Source organism: Paenarthrobacter sp. NPDC091711, from assembly GCF_044756605.1.
In the GTDB taxonomy this organism is placed as follows: Bacteria; Actinomycetota; Actinomycetes; order Actinomycetales; family Micrococcaceae; genus Arthrobacter.
Genome location: NZ_JBIVTF010000002.1, coordinates 80,845 through 100,422 on the forward strand (window position 1 = coordinate 80,845; position 19,578 = coordinate 100,422).

A 19,578-nucleotide genomic window follows, 5' to 3' on the forward strand; every position below is an offset into this window, starting at 1 on the left:
GTCACACCGTCAAGCGCCGCGCCGTTAGGCTTGATCCCATGTCTCACGCACCGCAGGAACAGATCGCACCCTTGCTGACTACTGAAGGATGGGAACTTCTTGCCTCTTTGGGACCCTACCGGGAGGCCGACTCATTCAGCGTCAACGCCGACCTCCGGAAGGCGGGGCACTCCCCTGAACTCGTAGCAGCGGTCCTCACACAGTCCCGGCTTCGGACACGCGCAGAGGCAAAGTTCGGTGAGTTTGCCCGGCAGATGCTGTTCACCCAGGCCGGTTTGGAGCAGGCCACCCGCTTGAACGTCGCGGCCCGGCACGCCGAGCGTTTCGCGAAGGCCGGCATTTCCCACGTTGCAGACCTTGGTTGCGGCCTGGGTGCCGATTCCATGGCGATGGCGTCCATGGACATTTCGGTGACCGCCGTAGAGATGGACGAAACCACTGCCGCCTGCGCCACCATCAACCTCATTCCTTTTCCGCATGCCACCGTGGTCCACTCTGATGCAACAACCGTGGACCTGGAAGGGATAGACGGCGTGTGGCTGGATCCCGCCCGGCGGACCACGTCCACCTCCGGAACCAAACGGATCTGGGACCCTGAAGCCTTCTCTCCCCCGTTGTCCTTCGTGGAGCGCCTGGCGGCTACTGGCCGCGCCATCGGCGTCAAAATGGGTCCTGGCATTCCCCATGACTCCGTGCCCTCAGGCTGCGAAGCCCAGTGGGTTTCAGTAAGCGGCGACGTCACCGAAGTGACCCTGTGGTTCAACGCTGTGTCCCGCCCCGGCGTGCGCCGCGCCGCGCTGGTGATCGGCAGTCAGGGCGCGGCTGAAATCACCAGCAGCGCAGATTTCGACGGCGGCCCGGTAGCCGCCGTCGGGCCTGTTGAGGGTTTCCTCTACGAACCGGACGGTGCGGTGATCCGCGCAGGGCTGGTGGCCGACGTCGCCGAACGGCTGGGTGGGCATCTGGTGGATGAGCACATCGCTTACATTTGCGCTCCGGAACTGCAGGACACACCCTTCGCCCGGGCCTACAAGGTCCTTGATGTCATGCCGTACAACGTCAAGGCCCTCAAGGCCTGGGTGAAGACAAACGGCATCACAGTACTGGACATCAAGAAGCGCGGCACGGCGGTAACCCCGGAAGAGCTGCGGAAGCAGTTGCTTCCCGCCAAACCGGCAAAGGGCAAGGACGCAAAAACAGCCACCCTGGTCCTCACCCGGATTGGCGAGGAGAGAGTGGCTGTTGTTGTGGAGCCTGTGACGTTCTAACGCGCTCCTGCCGTCAGCGACGCGAGAATTCCGACGCTTCGCGGACCTGCCCCGCTGTGGGGCGCACGCCCGTGTAGAGGACGAACTGCTCTTCCGCCTGGATGGCAATGACCTCAGCGCCCGTGATCACCTTCTTGTCAGCCTTACGGGCAGCACTGATGAGTGGTGTCTCGGACGGCAAGGCAACGACGTCGAACACCACCCGTGCGGCGGCGATTGTGGCGTCGTCGAACGACTGGGCCGTTTCGTCCGCGCCCGCCATTCCCAGCGGAGTGACATTGATGATGAGGTCCGCGGTGGAACCGTTGACGTCGTTCTGCCATGCGAAACCGTAGAGATCGGCAAGGGCACGGCCGGTGTCCTCGTTGCGGGCCACGATGGTGACAGCGGTGAACCCGGCGTCCCGCAGGGCTGCGGCGACAGCCTTGGCCATGCCGCCTGCACCACGGAGCAGCACGGTGTGGCCGCTGGGAACCTGATGGTCCTTCAAGAGCCGGGCGATGGCGATGTAGTCGGTGTTGTAGGCCGTGAGGACGCCGTTGTTGTTGACGATGGTGTTGACCGAATCAATGGCCTTGGCCGACGGGTCCATCACGTCAACCAGGGGGATGACTGCTTCCTTGTACGGCATGGACACCGCGGCGCCCCGGATCGGGAGGCCGCGGATGCCCGCCACCGCAAGGGTGATGTCAGCAGGGGCGAATGCCTTGTAGACAAAGTTCAAGCCGAGCAGATCGTACAGGTAGTTGTGGAACCGGGTACCGATGTTGCTGGGCCGGGCCGCGAGCGAAATGCACAGGGACATGTCTTTGTTCAGGATTGGCATTCCCCCATTAAACAACGGCCCGTGCTCAGCCTTGCCGCGCCTTCATTCGCGGGTTGTTCTTGTTGATGACGAACGTGCGTCCGCGCCGGCGCACAATCTGGGCGCCGGGGATCTTCTTGAGCGCACGCAGCGAATTCCTGACTTTCATGGTGTTTCTCCTTTTAGTTGGGTGTTAGGCCTGATTGTTGTTGCTGGTCTGGTTGTTGCTGGCTTAGAGGGCGTCGTTAAGTTCCAGGGGGTCGTCCCAGACGCCGAAATTCTGTTCCATCTCTGCTTCCGTCAGCTGGCAACCTTCCAGCAGATCACTGATTTCCTGCGGGTCAATATCCTCGGACCGTCCAGTGATGGCCAGGACAGTTCCGCGGTCGCCATGGCTGGGGTGCCAGTCAAGAAGGGAGTCGACGTCGGCACCCGCAGTTCCAGGGCGTGCAAGGCCGGGCGCTGATTCAGCGGAATCAGCCAACCATTTTCCGGTGCTTTCAAGCCACACCCGCGGCCCGATTCCCTGGACGGCGATCCGCGTTTTCGGTGCCGATGCGATCCAGAGGCGGCCACGCAGCCAGTGCGTGCCCACAGCCAGGTGCGGCAGCGCATCTCGGAAACGCCCGGGGTGTAGTGGCCGACCCGCTTTGTGGAGCACCGTCCGGAAGGAACCTGGCGTCTCGCTAACAGGAACACGTACGACGCCGGGGCGGTTGCGGGCCGCCGCTTCGGCATCATCAAAGCACCCCGGCCGGAACTCGTCGGCTTCCCCGACCCTGGCTGCGTGGGGCGCCAACTCGCCCAGTAACTCCATTCCGGTCCCCCACTGCGCCGATCCTTCACGGTGATCGCCGGTCAACACGGCTCCGAGGCCCGGATGCACCATGACGGTGTCCACTTGCCCGAACTCACCGATGAGGAACTCGCCGCTGGTGCGGTCATCCTGCGGCATTGAGGTGAATCCGGATTCAAACAGCGTGTGCCGGTCCCAAATATGGTCCTCCAGATCCGCCGGGTCCAGTGCCAACACCGCGTTGTCTATCACCGCCGGGCGGCTGAGGCCACCACGAAGCTCCGCAACGGCCATCCCGGCTGCCACTCCTGGTGGCAGGCCAAGGACAACGTGGTCGAAACCGCACGCGGCGAGGCGTTCCGCCGTCGGGACCACGTCCAACCGAACCGTGCAGCTGAGGCAACCATGTTCCAGGACTGTTGTTTCGCGTTCGAACAGACGGCCACCACGGTAAACACGGCGAAGGACCAGCGAACCGTCCAGGAGGTCATGGAGGACCACTACCGAGTTGGAGTGCGTTCGGCCCAGCCTGCTGGTGGCTGCCTCACGGCATTGGCTGTCCAGGGAACTGACGACTGAGAGGTGCATGCGTCAATTCTATTGAGAATCATTCTTATTAGCAAATGACGGCTCATTGCTGCACGTAAAGGCTCGATATCAGCGGCGTTCTGGCTGCATTAGACTTGATCCGACCGCTGGCGGCCCCGCAGCGGGGAACCGCGTCCGGCTGAGACAAAACAATGAGGGGACTAAGGGGACTACGTGCAGATTGATTTTGCGCCATCCAGGCAATCGACACTGGGTGTGGAATGGGAGTTGGCGCTTGTCAATGCACGCACCGGGGAATTGGTATCAGTGGCCAACGATGTCCTCAAGGGCGTCGCTGCGAACCACCCCGACCTCAACGAGGACGACGAACACCCCCATATCAAGCGCGAGTTGCTCCTCAACACCGTGGAGCTCGTCACCGGTATTTGCGAGACTGTCAAAGACGCCAAAGACGATCTCAGCCGATCGCTGGCAGCAGTCCGTGAAGTCACCGACCCCATGGGCGTTGAAGTGTTCTGCGCAGGCAGCCACCCCTTCAGCCCTCCCCTGCTCCAGCCCGTCACCGACAAAGAGCGCTATGCCAAGCTGATCGAGCGGACCCAATGGTGGGGACGCCAGATGGTCATCTACGGCGTTCACGTCCACGTGGGCATCGACCGCAAGGAAAAGGTCCTCCCCGTCCTGGACGGCCTGGTCAACTACTTCCCGCATTTCCAGGCACTGTCCGCCTCCAGCCCCTACTGGGCAGGCGAGGAAACCGGCTACGCGTCCCAGCGTGCGCTCATGTTCCAGCAATTGCCCACCGCGGGACTTCCCTTCCAGTTTGATTCGTGGGAAGCCTACGAGTCCTACGTCCAGGACATGTTCACCACCGGTGTCATCGATGCCACGTCTGAGATCCGTTGGGATATCCGGCCCGTGTCCAACCTGGGCACCATCGAGATGCGGATCTGCGACGGCCTGGCCACCCTTGAAGAAGTAGGCGCCATCGCTGCACTGACCCAGTGCCTGGTGGACGAGTTCTCCTCCATCCTGGACGCCGGCGGCACCATCCCCACCATGCCGCCATGGCATGTGCAGGAGAACAAGTGGCGCGCTGCCCGCTACGGCATGGAAGCCATCATCATCCTCGATGCCGAGGGCAACGAGCAGTTGGTCACCGAACACCTCGCGGAAACGGTTGCGCGGCTGGAGCCTGTGGCTGCCAAGCTGGGTTGTTCCGAAGAGTTGGCGGACGTGCTCAAGATCGTTGAACGAGGCGCCAGTTACCAGCGCCAGCGCCGCGTCGCCGCCGAACACAACGGCGATCTGCAGGCAGTGGTCATGGACCTCGTTCAGCAGATGCGCAACGGCCCGGACGCCTAGTCCCGGCCGGTGTGCATGCCCTGGTGGGAAGCCTAGGCAGGCACTGACACTGTAGTGACGGGCATGGAGGAATCCGGCGCGAACGTCATTCCGCTGGGGCCGACGCCTGCCATGATCAGTTGGGCTCCCAGCGCTGCCACCATGGCGCCGTTGTCCGTGCAAAGGTCCAGCGGCGGGACATGGAGCTTGATTCCAGCCGAGGTACAGCGCTGCCCGGTCAACTCCCGGAGCCTCGAATTCGCTGCAACGCCACCGCCCAGCAGGACATCGGTGATGCCGTTTTCCTTGCAGGCCAGGACAGCCTTTGAACTGATGACATCAACCACGGCTTCCTGGAAAGCCGCTGCGATGTCCGCCACCGGTACTTCCTCGCCACGGGCCTCGAACTGTTCCACGCACCGGGCCACCGCTGTCTTCAGGCCGCTGAACGACCAGTCATAGCGGTGCGGGCCCTTATCCTCGGCGGTCCCCATGTACTTGGGTTGGCTAAGTCCGCGCGGGAACCGGATGGATTTGGGGTTGCCCTGGCGCGCCAGTTTGTCGATGGCGGGCCCACCCGGGTAACCGAGGCCAAGGATGCGGGCAACCTTGTCGTACGCTTCACCGGCTGCGTCATCAATGGTTGAACCAAGCAGTTCAACATCGTCCGTGATGCTCCTGATCCGCAGGATTTCAGTGTGCCCACCCGATACCAGCAGGGCCCCGAGGTTCTCGGGCAGCTTTCCGGCACCCAAGCCGGCGGCAGCACCGGCGTCGTGCTTTCCGTCAGTTCCTTGACGTCCGTCAAGCAGTCCCACACCCACGTGCGCCACCAAGTGGTTGATGGCGTAGAGCGGCTTGCCCGTGGCCAGGGCCAACGCCTTGGCAGCACAGACACCCACCATCAGGGCACCGGCCAGACCGGGACCTGATGTAACGGCAATGGCATCGATGTCGTCCAAGGTCACGCCGGCCTCGTGCAGCGACTCCTGAAGCGTCGGAACAAAAGCGTCCAAGTGTGCACGTGAAGCGATCTCCGGGATGACACCGCCGAACCGGACGTGCTCATCCATGGAAGAAGACACAGTATTGGTCAGCAGCGTGGTCCCCCGCACGATTCCAACGCCGGTCTCATCGCAGGAGGACTCGATGCCCAGCACCAACGGCTGCTTGTGATCAGGGCCGCTCATGCGGAAGCTCCTTCGGAAGACTGGGGATTGTTCAACGGGAGCCGCATGATCAGGGCGTCGGTGCCGTCCCGGTAATAGCGGGGGCGGACGTGGATCTGTTCGAAGCCGAAGCGGACGTACAGCTGCTGGGCGCGGGGGTTGTCCGCCCGGACCTCAAGCAGGACGTCGTCCGCACGGCGACGCCGGGCTTCCTCAATCAGCTCCGCGAGGACAGCGGAACCGATTCCTTTTCCTTCGAATTCAGGCACGACGGCGATCGTCTGGACGTCCGCGATCGGTTCGATGCACATCAATCCGGCGTAAGCCACGATCTCCCCGGCAACCTCCGCCACCACGTATCGCCGGGTCTCGGGCTGGGCCAACTCGTCGAAGAACATCTGTAAGGGCCAGGCGTCCACGGGGAACAACCGGCGCTCCAACACCTCAACTGCCGGGATATCGGCCTCAGTCATGTCGCGCAGTGAAACACCGGCGAGTTCCAGCTTGGGTGACAGTTTCACAGTGTCCTTCCCATCAAAGAGCACGCTTCCTGGGCCCGGGCACCTGGGCATCGGATTCGCGAAGGTAGAGCGGAGTGGAGTCAAGCAACGCCTGCCCGGCCGTGAGCCTGGCCAGAGCGAACTGGCCCAGCGAGGCCGCGTCCGGTTGTGTCTGGGCAAAGTCCTCATCCGCGGTGAGGACGTCAGCATACAAACCTGCACCCGCCCCGAAGACCGGCAAGTCCGGAAGCTCGGAAGCGAAACCCACATGCGGGCCGTCCACAAGCTCCGGAAGCTGGCCCTCAGCCAACGTGTAACGGGCCCAGTAAACCTCTTTGCGTCGGGCATCCGTAGCCACAAGGAATTCGGGGGTGGCGGCCGTTGACTCCGCGACTTCCAACGCGATGGCATCCAGGCTCATGAGCCCATACAACGGCTTGTTCCACACGAAGGCGAGGGTGCGGGCCGTCGCGATGCCGGAACGGAGTCCGGTGAACGGGCCAGGTCCCACGCCTGTGACGATCGCGTCGATGTCAGCACCAGTGACCCCGGCACCAGCCAGGAGCTTCTCGATCCCAGGGGCGAGGACTTCGGCGTGGCTGCGGGTGTCCTCGGTGGCGAAAGAATCAACAACGCCCTCCATGGCATCATCCGAAATCAGGGCCGCACTGGCAACCGCCGACGTATCAATGGCCAGGATCAGCATCAATGACCTTCCACCTGTGACGTAATTTCAAGGACTTGCGGTGCTTCGGCCCAACGGGGACCGAACCCACGGAACACGATGGTGCGGGGTTCGTCGTCGTCATCAGTATCGAAGTCCAAGAACACCCCATCCGGGGAGCTCGCAGGGCTTTCCCCACCAACAGACCTGTGCAGGTCAACCTCAAGACGGCTGTCCGAGAGGTGCTCCACCCGATCCCGGCCCCACTCCACCACGGTTACCGCTGTGTCCATGGTGTTTTCCAGATCGATGTCATCGATTTCCGCTGCCGAATCCAGTCGGTAGGCGTCAACATGGACCAGGTCCGGACCCCCTGGCCTGGGGCCGTCGGGGAGATTGGGGTGGATCCGTACCAGGACAAACGTTGGCGAGATAATGCCCGCACGCACCCCCAGGCCCTCGCCAAGGCCTTGGGTGAACGTCGTCTTGCCCGCGCCCAGCTCGCCGGTCAGGACCAGGAGATCCCCGGCCTCAAGCACCCCGCCCACAGCTGCTGCGAGCGCATGGGTCTGCTCCGCCGTCGTGACCGTGAGCGTGCGCTCCCACTGGGCTTCACTCACAGCGTGGCCGCTTCAGCGTGGCCGGCGACAGCCGCAGGGGCCTCAGGCACGGCAGGCATTTCGTTGACGTAGCTGCGCGGGACCCGGGGGCTGATGCGCGTCACGATTTCGTAGTTGTTGGTTCCAGCTGCGGCCGCCCAATCATCGGCAGTGGGGCCGCCATCGGCACCGTTGCCGAACATGACAGCCTCGGAGCCTTTGAGGCGGGACGACTCTTCCGGAGACAGTGGCCCCAGATCAATGACCATCTGGTCCATCGCGATCCTGCCCACTACCGGGTAATTGAGGCCGTTCACCCGCACGGGACCGCCGGTGGCGATCCTTGGGACGCCGTCTGCATAACCCAGCGGCACCAAGCCCAGCGTACTTTCCCCGCTGGTCCGGTAATTGAGTCCGTAGGAGACGCCTTGGCCTTCAGGCACCTTCTTACAGTTGGACAGGAGGGTCCGGACCGTCATAGCGGGATGCAGGCCGAGCTCTGCTGAGGTAGCCCCTTCGAAGGGCGAGAGTCCGTAGATGCCGAGGCCCACACGGACGAGGTCGAAGTGGGAGTCCGGTCGTGACAATGCTGCCGGTGTATTGGCTATGTGCCGGACCTCGGTGTCAACACCGGCGTCCTCGGCCATGGCGATGGCTTCGCGGAAGACCGCCAGTTGCTCGTCCGTTTCGGGGCGTTGCGGCTCGTCGGCAACCGCGAGGTGCGAAAAGATACCCACCACCCTGAGGAGGCCCTGGTCTTGGTATTCCATGGCCTGGCCCAAGAGTTGGTCCCAATCGGCGATAGTGCAGCCGTTCCGGCCCAGTCCCGTGTCCACCTTGAGATGCACGCGCGCGGGGCGTTCCTGTTCCCGTGCTGCGGCGACTACCGCTTCCAGCTCCCAGCCGGAGATGCCGACGTCGATGCCGGCGGCGACTGCGGCTTGGAAGTTACTTTCGCGGGTGTGCAGCCAGGCAAGCAGTGGAGCATCCACTCCGGCGGCGCGCAAAGCGAGTGCCTCGGATATGTGGGCGACGCCCAGCCAGGCCGCTCCGGCGTCGAGGGCTGCCCGGGCCACCTGTACGGCACCGTGCCCATACGCGTCCGCCTTCACCACGGCCATGACAGCGGCCGGGGAGGCGATGCCGACGAACTGACGAACGTTGTGCCGCACGGCGTCGAGGTCGATTACGGCGGAGCGCTCCAGCACCGCTGACTTTGCTATGGAGGCTTTCGTCCCGATCCCGATATCTGCAGCTGCTTCGTAAGTCACCCTAGAGATTCTAGTGCTGTCAGTGAACTCGGGTTAACTGCGGGGCTCCATCAGGGGCTACTGGGCGTCAGACAAGTGGGCGATGGTGGCCCGGGCTCGTCGTTGCGCTTCTGCCGGGATGTCCTTCACGATCGGTTCCAGGAAGGCGAAGCGCCGCAACCATTGACTGGACTGACGCTCTTTACGTGCGTTTGCCCGTTGCCACCAGTCGGCGATGTCCCCCCACCCCGGTGCGGCCAGCGAACCTCCCACTTCCTGGACCGCCAGGGAGGCGCAAAGGTTCGCGAACCGGAGCCGGTCCCCCAGTCTCCACCCTGCCAGGCATCCCACGATGAACGCCGCGCCGAAACAGTCTCCGGCACCCGTGGGATCGGAAGCTGATACGGGCAGGGACGGCACCCATTCTTCTTCCCCGGTTTCCGAGTCCACCGCCACCGCGCCTTGAGGGCCGAGAGTTACCACGGCCACTGGGACGCGGTCAGCCAGCGAATACAGCGCCGCCCACGGGTCCGCCTTGCCGGTGAACGCCATCGCTTCGGGAGCATTGGGCAAGAAGGCGTGGAAATTGGCCAGTTGGTCCAGCCGGCGCTCGGACCACTCCCCGGTGGGGTCCCAGCCCACCACGCCAAAGAGCTTGGTTCCTGCATCCCTCGCTGCGAGCATCCACGGTTCCATCTCCTCGCCTAAATCGGCGACGGCGGCGAGCGCCTTCGGTGGCTTCCCGATCAGTTCCGAGGAGCTGATCGGGGCGGGGTGGCCGTGCGTGACCATGGACCGGTCCTGGTTCACGCACATGGATACCGTCACTGGTGAGTGCCAGCCCGAAACCCGCTGCGAGAGTGAGAGGTCAACGTGCTCCTGGCTTTCCAGGATCTGCCAGTTGTAGTCGCCGTAGCCGTCGTCCCCGAACGTTGCCGCGAGGTTGGTTCGCAAGCCGAGCCGCGCGGCAGCAATGGCTTGGTTGGCCACACCGCCGGGGCAGCTGCCCATGCCATCGCTCCACACCTCCGTGCCGGGTTCGGGTGCGTGCGGAAGTCCGGTAAAGATGATGTCCTGGAAGACCGTGCCGGTCAGGAGGAGGTCGCATTGGTGGTCCCCGTCAGACCGCACGGCAGCCAAGGGGTCGAATCGTCGCTGGGGCATAGCGTCCATGCACGGCAGACTACGCTGCCCGTTGTGGGCTGCATAGACTTGCGGGCCTGCATAGACTCGGAGCATGCGGCTCATGATCGCCGGTGGCGGCGGATTCCGGGTTCCCCTCGTGTACCGGGCTTTGTGCGAGGGTCCTTTTGCGGGTTTGGTGGACGAACTTGTTCTCTTTGACGTGGATGAATCACGTCTCGCAGCCATTGAGGCAGTGCTCCGCGATATGCCCGCCGGCGCTTCCGCGCCCGTCGTCATGGTTTCCACGGATCTCGGGCGTGCACTCACCGGGACGGACATGGTGTTCGCGGCAATCCGTCCGGGCGGTACCGCCGGGAGAATCGCTGATGAACAAGTTCCCTTGAGCTTGGGCCTGCTGGGACAGGAGACCACCGGGGCCGGCGGCATCTCCTATGCGCTCCGTTCCATCCCCCGGATGCTTGAAGTCGCTGAGGCCATGCGGGAGCATTGCCCTGAGGCCTGGCTCATCAACTTCACCAATCCGGCCGGCATGGTCACCGAGGCTTTGGTGCCGGTCCTGGGGAACCGGGTGATCGGCATCTGCGATTCCGCCGGGGGCTTGGTGCAGCGTGCTGCGCGCGCTGCCGGGGCGCCGCTTGCCGAAGGAGTGCTCGACGGCGTGGGCTACTACGGGCTGAACCACCTGGGCTGGCTTTACCGATTGGCCCCTGACGGGCGGGACCTCTTGCCGGCTCTGCTGTCCGATCATGGTGCTCTTGAAACCATGGAGGAAGGCCGCTTGTTCGGGCAACACACCCTGCTTCACCTTGGCTGCCTGCCCAACGAATATCTCTATTACTACTACAAAACGTCACAGGCCACCGAGGCCATTGGACAGCAACACCAAACGCGTGGGGCCACCATCCACAGCCAGCAACAGTCGCTGTATCCCTCGCTTCTGCAGGCTTCACATCCTTACGGGCTCTGGGATGCAGCCCGGCGCTCCCGCGAAGAAGGGTACTTGGCCGAGGCGAGGACCCACGGGGAGCAGCGGGACGAATCCGATCTCGCAGGTGGCGGCTACGAACGTGTGGCGCTTTCGGTCATGCGTGCGCTGTCCGGAGGCGGCACGGCCCAGTTGGTCCTCAATGTTCCCAACTCGCCCGTGCTACCGGCTGGGTCCGGCGCCGAGGTTGCAGTGCCCGGCTTGCCTGCGGACGCCGTCGTTGAGGTTCCTTGCGAGGTAACTCCCGACGGCGCGTTGCCGCTCGCGCAGGACCGCCCGGACGGACAGTTCCTGACCCTCATGCAGCACATCAAGGAAGTGGAGCGGCTGACAATCCGCGCCGTGGTTTCCGGCGAGCGTGAGGCGGCCGTGCAAGCCTTCGCCGCCCACCCGTTGGTGGGTTCGCTCCCCCTGGGCCGGCAATTGCTGGAGGGGTACGAGGCCGCTTTTCCTGATTTAACCCGGTTGTGGGCTTAAAGCTTTCGGTACATGACGTGCAGGCCCACGTAGCCGATCTCCGGATGGTTAAAGGCCTCCGGAATCGTGGCCAGAATCTTGAAACCCATGGACTGCCACAACCACACGGCACGCACGTTGCTCTCCACCACAGCGTTGTACTGCATGGAACGGAAGCCTGCCGCCTTCGCTTCGCTCAGTGAGTAGGCGCAGAGGGCCCTGGCGATGCCTTGACCCGAGTTGTTGGCACCCACCATGTATCCGGCGTTGGCAACGTGGCTTCCACCGCCCGCTTGGTTGGCATGGAACTCCCCCGTTCCCAGGATCTCGTCAGTGTCCTGGCGCACCGCAACGAACGTCTGGCCAGGGGCTTCCTTCATCCATTTGGTCCTGGCTGCTTGTTCGCTGGTGTCGCGGTCCCATGTGAAGGTCTCACCCTCACGGATCACCGGTTGCAGGATCGACCACATTCCGGGCCAGTCCTCAGGCGTTGCTTTACGGATGTCAAAGGATTGTTCTTGGCTCACAGCGGCCACGCTAGCAGTCTTGTCCACATAGCGGAGCTTGCCCGGCGTGGGACTCAACGGCAGGAGTAATGTTTTCTGCAGTGCAAAGTTGATTTTGCTGTGATCGTGAGGAGGACCGGATGCCATTGATCCGTCGTGTGGCGTTTCTGTCGCTCCACACCTCCCCCATGGAGCAGCCCGGCGCGGGAGATGCCGGCGGAATGAACGTCTACGTCCGTGCCTTGGCCATGGCACTTGCTGAGTCCGGGGTGGAGGTGGAGATCTTCACGCGATCCACCAAAGCAAGCCAGCCCGCCGTCGAGCATCCGGGGCCCGGCGTCTGCGTTCACAACGTCATGGCAGGACCACGCCGCAAACTGCCCAAGGAAGAACTCCCTGCACTCCTGCACCACATGGTCGAAGAAATCGACAAGATCCGCCACCAACAGCTTCACGGCCGCTACGACGCCATCCACTCCCACTACTGGGTTTCAGGCGTGGCGGGGCTCGAATTGTCAGAACTTTGGGGGGTCCCCCTGATCCACACCATGCACACCATGGCCAAGGTCAAAAACCTGGTCCTGGAGTCTGGCGAACGGCCTGAGCCGCGGCGCAGGGAAGACGGCGAACAACGGATTGTGGACCGTGCCTCCAGGCTGGTCGCCAACACTCCTGCCGAGGCCGAGGAACTGGTTTCGCACTACGGTGCGGACCTGGACCGGATCGATGTCGCGCCGCCCGGAGTGGACCTCAAGGTGTTCACGCCCTCATTCCGGCGGAAGTCACGTTCTTTGCGGGGCGTCAGGCCGGACAGTTTCCACATCCTCTTTGCCGGTAGGATCCAACGGCTTAAAGGACCTCAAGTGTTCGTCAAGGCCGCCGGAATCCTCCGCAAACGCCGGCCGGACATAGATTTGGAAATGACCATACTGGGATCCCTCAGCGGGGCCAAGGACTTCAACCTCCAGCACATCATTGAAGACGCCGGACTGTCCGACGTCGTCACTCACCGGCCGCCTGTAATGGCACCGGAGCTGGCCAGCTGGTTCCGTTCAGCAGATGTGGTGGTGATGCCCTCGTTCAGCGAGTCCTTCGGTTTGGTGGCGTTGGAAGCACAGGCGTGCGGCACACCCGTGGTGGCCACCAACGTTGGTGGTCTTTCCCGCGCCATCTCTGACGGGCGAACAGGGATCCTGGTGGACGGACACGATCCCTCCGATTGGGCAGACGCCCTGGAGGATCTCTACGACGACACCCAAACGCGCGAGGACATGGGCCGGCTTGCGGCTACCCACGCCGAATCGTTCGGATGGCAACGCACCGCGGCCATCACCTTGGAAAGCTACCGGGAAGCCGTCGGTGGACTGTTGGTCCCACGGCGCTGAGTTCAGCTCGTATACGCTCCCGGGCTGGTAGATTGTCGCGCACAGCCTAAGAACCCCAGCAGCAGCATCCCCGCTGCGGGCAGAGCCGAAGGACAACGATGTCTGAAAACAAGGTCCTGAGTGATCTTGAGATTGCCCACCACGCCACCATGCTTCCCATTGAAGCAATCGCCGAACGCGCCGGTATCACTCTGGACGCCCTCGAGCTCTACGGGCCTTACAAAGCCAAGATCAATACCGCCAAACTGGTGCTGCCTCAGGGCAAGGCACGCGGCAAGGTAGTGCTCGTATCTGCCATGTCCCCCACCCCCGCCGGCGAAGGCAAATCAACTACCACTGTGGGACTTGCGGACTCCCTTGCACGCGCCGGACACAACGTGATGATCGCCCTGCGCGAGCCTTCCCTGGGACCAATCTTGGGCATGAAAGGTGGAGCCACGGGCGGCGGTTACTCCCAGGTGTTGCCCATGGACGACATCAACCTGCACTTCACGGGCGACTTCCACGCCATCACCTCGGCAAACAACGCCCTCATGGCCTTGGTGGACAACCACATTTTCCAGGGCAACCAACTCGGCATCGATCCACGCCGCATGACGTTCAAACGCGTGCTGGACATGAACGACCGCGCTTTGCGCGAAGTGATCATCGGACTCGGCGGCCCCATGCAGGGAGTGCCCCGGCAAGACGGCTTCGACATCACCGTGGCCTCGGAAATCATGGCGGTCTTCTGTCTCGCCTCAGACCTTGGCGATCTTCGGGACCGGCTAGGACGCATCACCTTCGGGTACACCTACCACCGCACACCAGCCACGGTGTCGGACCTCGGTGTGGAGGGCGCTCTCACCATGCTCTTGAAGGACGCCATCAAGCCCAACCTCGTCCAAACCATCGCAGGTACGCCCGCTTTGGTCCACGGCGGCCCCTTCGCGAACATCGCCCACGGGTGCAACTCCTTGATCGCCACCCGCACCGCCATGCAGCTTGCCGACGTCGTGGTCACCGAAGCCGGCTTCGGCGCGGACCTTGGTGCGGAGAAGTACATGGACATCAAGGCGCGCATCGCCGACGTGGCGCCATCCGCCGTCGTGGTGGTGGCAACCATCCGCGCGCTCAAGATGCAGGGCGGCGTTGCCAAGGAAAATCTCAGCGTGCCAAACGTCGACGCGGTGGCAGCCGGTGTAGAGAACTTGAAAAGGCACGTGGGCAACGTGGCGAAGTTCGGCCTGTCCCCTGTTGTGTCCATCAACAAATTTGCAACGGACAGTCCTGAGGAACTTCAGTGGCTCCTTGCCTGGTGTGCTGCCGAAGGCGTGCAGGCGGCGGTTTCCGATGTTTGGGGGCGCGGAGGTGGTGGCGACGGCGGTGATGAGCTAGCCGCCAAGGTTGCAGCTGCGCTGGATGCGCCGTCCGACTTCCATCACCTGTACCCGCTGGAGCTCAGTGTTGAGGACAAGATCCGGACTATTGTGCAGGAGATCTACGGCGCCGACGGCGTGGAGTTCTCAGTCCCGGCCCTCAAGCGCCTGGCCGAAATAGAGAAGAACGGATGGTCGGAGTTCCCTGTTTGCATGGCCAAGACCCAGTATTCCTTCACCGACGATGCGTCCAGGCTTGGTGCGCCCAAGGGATTCCGGGTGCACGTCCGCGATCTGATTCCCAAGACCGGTGCTGGATTCATTGTTGCGCTGACCGGTGCGGTGATGACCATGCCCGGCCTCCCCAAGGAACCTGCCGCCATGCGCATGGACGTGGACGCTGACGGCCACCCGACCGGTCTCTTCTGACGCTCTCTCACATCCCTACCCCTTCAACCCGTCCCTCTCTCACTTTCTTGAAGAAAGTGGGAGAGGGTTGCGCTCAAGCCCGAGGGAAGTGATAGAGGGTTCGGGAGACAGCAAACGCCCCCGTATCGGAAGACGGGGGCGTTTGCTGTAGTGCGGTGTTTAGCGTTCGATGTCGCCGCGGATGAAGGCTTCAACCTTGTCGCGGGCGAGGTCATCGTTGAACTGCTCCGGCGGAGACTTCATGAAGTAGCTGGAAGCGGAGAGCAGCGGGCCGCCGATTCCGCGGTCCAGGCCGATCTTCGCCGCACGGATGGCGTCAATGATCACACCGGCAGAGTTCGGGGAGTCCCACACTTCGAGCTTGTACTCGAGCGAAACGGGTGCGTCACCAAAGTTGCGGCCCTCAAGGCGGACGAAGGCCCACTTGCGGTCATCGAGCCAAGCCACGTAGTCGGACGGTCCGATGTGGACGTCGTCAGCGTGCAGTTCAGCCTCCACGTTGGAGGTGACAGCTTGGGTCTTGGAGATTTTCTTGGATTCCAGGCGGTCACGTTCCAGCATGTTCTTGAAGTCCATGTTGCCGCCGACGTTCAGCTGGTACGTGCGGTCCAACGTGACACCACGGTCTTCGAACAGTTTGGCCATGACGCGGTGCGTGATGGTGGCACCGATCTGGCTCTTGATGTCGTCGCCCACAATCGGGACGCCGGCTTCGGTGAACTTGTCAGCCCACTCTTTGGTGCCTGCGATGAAGACGGGAAGGGCGTTCACAAAAGCAACGCCTGCGTCGATGGCGCACTGGGCGTAGAACTTGGCGGCCTGGTCCGAACCAACGGGCAGGTAGCAAACCATGACGTCGGCCTTGGCTTCGCGCAGCGCGGCAACGATGTCTACAGCTTCTTCCGGAGCCTCAACGATCGTCTCGCGGTAGTACTTGCCCAGACCGTCCAGGGTGTGGCCACGCTGGACAGTCACACCGGTGGCGGGAACGTCGGCAATCTTGATGGTGTTGTTTTCGCTGGCACCGATGGCGTCTGCGAGGTCAAGCCCAACCTTTTTGCCGTCGACGTCGAAGGCAGCAACGAACTGAACGTCGTTGACGTGATACTGGCCGAACTCGACGTGCATCAGACCCGGGATCGTGGCCTTGGGGTCAGCGTCGCGATAGTACTGAACCCCTTGGACCAGCGATGCGGCGCAGTTACCTACGCCGACAATGGCAACACGAATCGGATGTGAAGACACGGAACTCCTTTTGAGAAATAACCTCAGGTGCCAGGCGCATCCCTGACTGAGTCCAGGGCACGGCTAAAAGGCACGGCGCCATTCGGCGCACACTTGCATTGTAGCTAACACAGCGGAGGCCGGTTTTGTTCCCTACCGGCCTCCGCTATTTGTGTCGGTCCTTGACGGCTACTTTTGTGCCCACCTGTTGATGTCGGACTCGACAGCGAACTCGTCGATCGCCGTCAGCTCTTCGGCGGTGAATTTCAGGTTGTTGATGGCGCTGAGCGTGTCCTCAAGCTGGGCCACGCTGGAGGCACCAATCAGTGCAGAGGTCACTGGTGATCCCTTGGGCTGATCGCGCAGGATCCACGCGATGGCCATCTGCGCGAGTGTCTGCCCACGCCCTTCTGCGATGGCGTTCAAGCCGCGCACCCGGTCCAGCTTCTCCTCGGTCAGCTGCGACTCGGACAGGAACCGTTCCTTGGCTGCGCGGGAGTCTGCCGGCACACCGTTGAGGTAGCGGTTGGTGAGCATGCCCTGCGCCAGCGGTGAGAAGGCGATGGAGCCTGCACCCACCTGATCCAGTGCCTCGTACAGGTTGGGGGAACCGTTCTCCGTCCACCGGTTCAGCATGGAGTAGCTGGGCTGGTGGATGAGCAGCGGGGTTCCGAGTTCCTTCAGGATCCGCGCGGCTTCAAGCGTCTGCTCCGGCGTGTACGACGAGATGCCCGCGTACAGGGCCTTGCCTGACCGGACAGCGTAGTCCAGCGCGCCCATGGTCTCTTCCAGAGGCGTCTCCGGGTCCGGGCGGTGGCTGTAGAAAATGTCCACGTAGTCCAAGCCCATGCGCTCCAGGGACTGGTCCAGGCTGGAGATCAGGTTCTTACGGGATCCCCACTCACCGTACGGGCCAGGCCACATGTAGTACCCGGCTTTGGTGGAGATGATCAGTTCGTCACGGTACGGCTTGAAGTCGTCCTTCAGGTGTCGCCCGAAGTTGGTCTCGGCCGAGCCATCCGGTGGTCCGTAGTTGTTGGCGAGGTCGAAGTGGGTCACCCCGAGGTCAAACGCCCGGCGCAGGATGGCACGCTGTTCATCAAAGCGCTTGTCATCGCCGAAGTTGTGCCAGAGGCCCAGGGAGATGGCCGGGAGCTTGAGTCCACTGCGTCCGACGCGGCGGTAAGGCATGGTTTCGTAGCGGTTTTCCGCAGCCGAATAAGTCATACGTACCATCCTGCCACTGCAGAAACAGCAGTGGCGGCGCCGTCCGCTATGTGGGCGCCGTCACGGCTGTTTCTGCAGTGGACTTAGTGGACGCGCACGACGGCGGCGCTACCGCCGGGAAGAGTCAGCGTCCCGTCTTGCAGGGCTACTTCGTCGTCGGTAGCCAGCATCACGGAGCCATTCAAGGGCGTGCCAAATGTTTCGTCCCCGAAGTTGCAGACCACCCGGACGGTGCCGCGAGAGAACTGCAGCCAGTGTTCGTCGTCGTCGAACTCAACGGACGTCTCACCGAAGCCACCGTCCACCAGTTCCGGAGTGTTACGGCGCAGCTGTGCCAAATCCCGGTAAAGCTGCAGCAAACATGCATGTTCCCCTTCTCCGGCTTCGTCCCACCTAAGCTTGGAGCGCTGGAAGGTCTCGGGGTCCTGCGGATCGGGTACAACCGCAGGGTCCCATCCCATGCGTTCGAATTCCTTGATCCGTCCCTCCGCTGTAGCCTTCCCAAGCTCAGGTTCCGGGTGGGAGGTGAAGAACTGCCATGGAGTGGAAGCCCCGAACTCTTCGCCCATGAACAACATGGGTGTGAAGGGGGACGTCATGGTCAGCACAGCGCCGATTGCCAGCTTCCCGTACGACAACGACGCTGTGAGCCTGTCGCCAGTGGCTCTGTTGCCGATCTGGTCGTGGTTCTGCAGGCAGACCACAAGAGCGGACGGGTGAGCGAGGTCGTGCCTGATGGGCCGGCCGTGGTGCCGTTCCCTGAAACTGGAGTAGCTGCCATCGTGGAGGAAACCATGCTCGAGGACTTTCGCCAGGACTGCGAGCGAGTCAAAGTCTGAGTAGTAACCCGTGGTCTCCCGGCTGAGGTTGACGTGCACGGCATGGTGGAAGTCGTCGCTCCACTGGCCCTCCAAGCCGTAGCCGTTGTCTTTGCGGGGGTAGATGAGCCGCGGGTTGTTCAGATCAGATTCAGCAATCATGGTCCGGGGAATCCCCGTCTCGGCCTCAACTTCATCTCCGAGTGCCCCGAACTCCTCAAGGATGTGCACGGCACGCTCGTCACGCAAAGCGTGCACAGCATCCAGACGGAGCCCGTCCACGTGGTAATCCCGGAGCCACATCGCTGCGTTCTCCAGGATGTAGCGGCGGACATCGTCCGAGCCGTGGCCGTCAAGGTTGACAGAATCACCCCAGGTGTTGCCCTCCCCCGATTTCAGGTAGGGGCCGAACTTGGGCAGATAGTTACCGCTTGGCCCGAGGTGGTTGTAGACAACGTCCTGGATAACGCCCAAGCCCGCAGCGTGTGCAGCATCCACAAAGCGTTGGTAGGCGGCGGGGCCACCATAGGGCTCGTGCACGGCATACCAAAGGACGCCGTCGTAGCCCCAGTTGTGAACACCGTTGAAACCGTTGACCGGGAGCAATTCAATGAAATCGACGCCGAGGTCCACCAGGTAATCCAGTTTTCCTGCGGCGGCATCCAGCGTGCCCTCCGGAGTGAAGGTGCCCACATGCAGTTCGTAGATGACCGAACCCTTGAGGCTCCGCCCCTTCCATTCGTCGTCCGTCCACTCATGGGCGGAAGGATCGAAGGTGGCGGACAGTGCGTGGACGCCGTCCGGCTGCCTCCGCGAGCGCGGATCCGGAAACGGTCCCTCGCCGTCCACGATGTAGCCGTACCGCACCCCGTCGGTCTCCTGCGCCGCCACGTCAGCCGGCGCCCGCCACCATCCGGCCGCGGCGCCGTCGTGATGTTTCTCCATGGAGTACTCGTGACCTCCTGCCAGCAACCGGACTGAATCGGCATTCGGAGCCCAGACGTCGTAAAGATTTTTTCCAGCAGCGTGCTCCAGCATCATGCTCCCCTGTACGTGTTTCAAGCGTGCTTTGCAATGACGGTGTTGACGGTGCGATCAGC

The 19,578-nt window shown here is 62.8% G+C and carries 18 protein-coding genes; 5 read left to right on the forward strand and 13 right to left on the reverse strand.

What is annotated here, in order from left to right:
• Window positions 1–38: 38 nt before the first annotated feature.
• Entirely contained in the window at window positions 39–1,268 is a 1,230-nt protein-coding gene (locus ACIQH5_RS03655) for an SAM-dependent methyltransferase (RefSeq protein ID WP_400400369.1), read from the forward strand.
• A gap of 13 nt (window positions 1,269–1,281) precedes the next feature.
• Here ACIQH5_RS03655 and ACIQH5_RS03660 read toward each other — a convergent pair whose 3' ends face one another.
• From ACIQH5_RS03660 to ACIQH5_RS03670, 3 genes are all read right to left on the reverse strand, one after another.
• Window positions 1,282–2,094 carry a shikimate 5-dehydrogenase gene (locus ACIQH5_RS03660; protein ID WP_400400372.1) on the reverse strand — a complete coding sequence of 271 codons (813 nt, stop codon included), beginning with the start codon at window positions 2,092–2,094 and terminating at the stop codon, window positions 1,282–1,284.
• Between the two features lie 25 nt (window positions 2,095–2,119).
• The gene (gene ykgO, locus ACIQH5_RS03665; protein ID WP_011775528.1) at window positions 2,120–2,242 is read right to left on the reverse strand and encodes a type B 50S ribosomal protein L36; all 123 of its coding nucleotides are present in this window, start codon (window positions 2,240–2,242) and stop codon (window positions 2,120–2,122) included.
• A 63-nt stretch (window positions 2,243–2,305) separates the two neighbouring features.
• Window positions 2,306–3,457, reverse strand: coding sequence for a GTP-binding protein (locus tag ACIQH5_RS03670; protein ID WP_400400375.1), 1,152 nt, complete (start codon window positions 3,455–3,457; stop codon window positions 2,306–2,308).
• A 174-nt stretch (window positions 3,458–3,631) separates the two neighbouring features.
• Here ACIQH5_RS03670 and ACIQH5_RS03675 point away from each other — a divergent pair, with 174 nt between their 5' ends.
• Window positions 3,632–4,783 carry a glutamate--cysteine ligase gene (locus ACIQH5_RS03675; protein WP_400400378.1) on the forward strand — a complete coding sequence of 384 codons (1,152 nt, stop codon included), beginning with the start codon at window positions 3,632–3,634 and terminating at the stop codon, window positions 4,781–4,783.
• Between the two features lie 32 nt (window positions 4,784–4,815).
• Here ACIQH5_RS03675 and tsaD read toward each other — a convergent pair whose 3' ends face one another.
• From tsaD to ACIQH5_RS03705, 6 genes are read right to left on the reverse strand one after another with little or no spacing between them, the layout of a single operon-like run.
• Window positions 4,816–5,952 carry a tRNA (adenosine(37)-N6)-threonylcarbamoyltransferase complex transferase subunit TsaD gene (gene tsaD, locus ACIQH5_RS03680; RefSeq protein ID WP_400400381.1) on the reverse strand — a complete coding sequence of 379 codons (1,137 nt, stop codon included), beginning with the start codon at window positions 5,950–5,952 and terminating at the stop codon, window positions 4,816–4,818.
• Window positions 5,949–6,452, reverse strand: coding sequence for a ribosomal protein S18-alanine N-acetyltransferase (rimI, locus tag ACIQH5_RS03685; protein WP_400400383.1), 504 nt, complete (start codon window positions 6,450–6,452; stop codon window positions 5,949–5,951). The genes tsaD and rimI overlap by 4 nt, the downstream gene beginning before the upstream one ends.
• Before the next feature lie 13 nt (window positions 6,453–6,465).
• Window positions 6,466–7,137, reverse strand: coding sequence for a tRNA (adenosine(37)-N6)-threonylcarbamoyltransferase complex dimerization subunit type 1 TsaB (gene tsaB, locus ACIQH5_RS03690; RefSeq protein WP_400400385.1), 672 nt, complete (start codon window positions 7,135–7,137; stop codon window positions 6,466–6,468).
• Complete coding sequence (tsaE, locus tag ACIQH5_RS03695) at window positions 7,137–7,715, reverse strand: tRNA (adenosine(37)-N6)-threonylcarbamoyltransferase complex ATPase subunit type 1 TsaE (RefSeq protein WP_400400388.1); 579 nt, start codon at window positions 7,713–7,715, stop codon at window positions 7,137–7,139. The genes tsaB and tsaE overlap by 1 nt, the downstream gene beginning before the upstream one ends.
• The gene (gene alr / locus ACIQH5_RS03700) at window positions 7,712–8,965 is read right to left on the reverse strand and encodes an alanine racemase (protein WP_400400391.1); all 1,254 of its coding nucleotides are present in this window, start codon (window positions 8,963–8,965) and stop codon (window positions 7,712–7,714) included. Before alr ends, tsaE begins: the two co-directional genes overlap by 4 nt.
• A gap of 57 nt (window positions 8,966–9,022) precedes the next feature.
• Window positions 9,023–10,192 carry a carbohydrate kinase family protein gene (locus ACIQH5_RS03705; RefSeq protein ID WP_400400393.1) on the reverse strand — a complete coding sequence of 390 codons (1,170 nt, stop codon included), beginning with the start codon at window positions 10,190–10,192 and terminating at the stop codon, window positions 9,023–9,025.
• Here ACIQH5_RS03705 and ACIQH5_RS03710 point away from each other — a divergent pair.
• Window positions 10,182–11,552, forward strand: a complete 1,371-nt coding sequence (locus ACIQH5_RS03710) for a 6-phospho-beta-glucosidase (RefSeq protein ID WP_400400396.1) — start codon at window positions 10,182–10,184, stop codon at window positions 11,550–11,552. The genes ACIQH5_RS03705 and ACIQH5_RS03710 overlap by 11 nt on opposite strands.
• Here ACIQH5_RS03710 and ACIQH5_RS03715 read toward each other — a convergent pair.
• Window positions 11,549–12,058: a GNAT family N-acetyltransferase gene (locus ACIQH5_RS03715; RefSeq protein ID WP_400400399.1), complete on the reverse strand. Its 510-nt coding sequence runs from the start codon at window positions 12,056–12,058 to the stop codon at window positions 11,549–11,551. The genes ACIQH5_RS03710 and ACIQH5_RS03715 overlap by 4 nt on opposite strands.
• 119 nt (window positions 12,059–12,177) lie before the next feature.
• Between ACIQH5_RS03715 and mshA the strand changes: the two genes are divergently transcribed.
• Both mshA and ACIQH5_RS03725 read left to right on the forward strand, forming a co-directional pair.
• Window positions 12,178–13,422 carry a D-inositol-3-phosphate glycosyltransferase gene (gene mshA, locus ACIQH5_RS03720; RefSeq protein WP_400400402.1) on the forward strand — a complete coding sequence of 415 codons (1,245 nt, stop codon included), beginning with the start codon at window positions 12,178–12,180 and terminating at the stop codon, window positions 13,420–13,422.
• A gap of 98 nt (window positions 13,423–13,520) precedes the next feature.
• On the forward strand, window positions 13,521–15,209 hold the full coding sequence (locus ACIQH5_RS03725; RefSeq protein WP_400400405.1) for a formate--tetrahydrofolate ligase: 1,689 nt from the start codon (window positions 13,521–13,523) through the stop codon (window positions 15,207–15,209).
• A 159-nt stretch (window positions 15,210–15,368) separates the two neighbouring features.
• Here ACIQH5_RS03725 and ACIQH5_RS03730 read toward each other — a convergent pair whose 3' ends face one another.
• From ACIQH5_RS03730 to treZ, 3 genes are all read right to left on the reverse strand, one after another.
• Complete coding sequence (locus ACIQH5_RS03730; RefSeq protein ID WP_062073111.1) at window positions 15,369–16,454, reverse strand: inositol-3-phosphate synthase; 1,086 nt, start codon at window positions 16,452–16,454, stop codon at window positions 15,369–15,371.
• A 168-nt stretch (window positions 16,455–16,622) separates the two neighbouring features.
• Window positions 16,623–17,660: an L-glyceraldehyde 3-phosphate reductase gene (mgrA, locus tag ACIQH5_RS03735; protein ID WP_400400408.1), complete on the reverse strand. Its 1,038-nt coding sequence runs from the start codon at window positions 17,658–17,660 to the stop codon at window positions 16,623–16,625.
• An 83-nt stretch (window positions 17,661–17,743) separates the two neighbouring features.
• A complete protein-coding gene (gene treZ / locus ACIQH5_RS03740; RefSeq protein ID WP_400401081.1) occupies window positions 17,744–19,516 on the reverse strand; it encodes a malto-oligosyltrehalose trehalohydrolase in 1,773 nt (590 codons plus the stop codon).
• Window positions 19,517–19,578: the final 62 nt, after the last annotated feature.

What these genes read in the sequence shown, in the direction of transcription:
- mshA (WP_400400402.1), top strand. Translation starts at nt 12,178, where the DNA reads ATGCCATTGATCCGTCGTGTGGCGTTTCTGTCGCTCCACACCTCCCCC.
- ykgO (WP_011775528.1), bottom strand. Translation starts at nt 2,242, where the DNA reads ATGAAAGTCAGGAATTCGCTGCGTGCGCTCAAGAAGATCCCCGGCGCC.
- mgrA (WP_400400408.1), bottom strand. Translation starts at nt 17,660, where the DNA reads ATGACTTATTCGGCTGCGGAAAACCGCTACGAAACCATGCCTTACCGC.
- tsaB (WP_400400385.1), bottom strand. Translation starts at nt 7,137, where the DNA reads ATGCTGATCCTGGCCATTGATACGTCGGCGGTTGCCAGTGCGGCCCTG.
- ACIQH5_RS03710 (WP_400400396.1), top strand. Translation starts at nt 10,182, where the DNA reads ATGCGGCTCATGATCGCCGGTGGCGGCGGATTCCGGGTTCCCCTCGTG.
- treZ (WP_400401081.1), bottom strand. Translation starts at nt 19,516, where the DNA reads ATGCTGGAGCACGCTGCTGGAAAAAATCTTTACGACGTCTGGGCTCCG.
- ACIQH5_RS03660 (WP_400400372.1), bottom strand. Translation starts at nt 2,094, where the DNA reads ATGCCAATCCTGAACAAAGACATGTCCCTGTGCATTTCGCTCGCGGCC.
- ACIQH5_RS03670 (WP_400400375.1), bottom strand. Translation starts at nt 3,457, where the DNA reads ATGCACCTCTCAGTCGTCAGTTCCCTGGACAGCCAATGCCGTGAGGCA.
- ACIQH5_RS03725 (WP_400400405.1), top strand. Translation starts at nt 13,521, where the DNA reads ATGTCTGAAAACAAGGTCCTGAGTGATCTTGAGATTGCCCACCACGCC.
- tsaD (WP_400400381.1), bottom strand. Translation starts at nt 5,952, where the DNA reads ATGAGCGGCCCTGATCACAAGCAGCCGTTGGTGCTGGGCATCGAGTCC.
- ACIQH5_RS03705 (WP_400400393.1), bottom strand. Translation starts at nt 10,192, where the DNA reads ATGAGCCGCATGCTCCGAGTCTATGCAGGCCCGCAAGTCTATGCAGCC.
- ACIQH5_RS03655 (WP_400400369.1), top strand. Translation starts at nt 39, where the DNA reads ATGTCTCACGCACCGCAGGAACAGATCGCACCCTTGCTGACTACTGAA.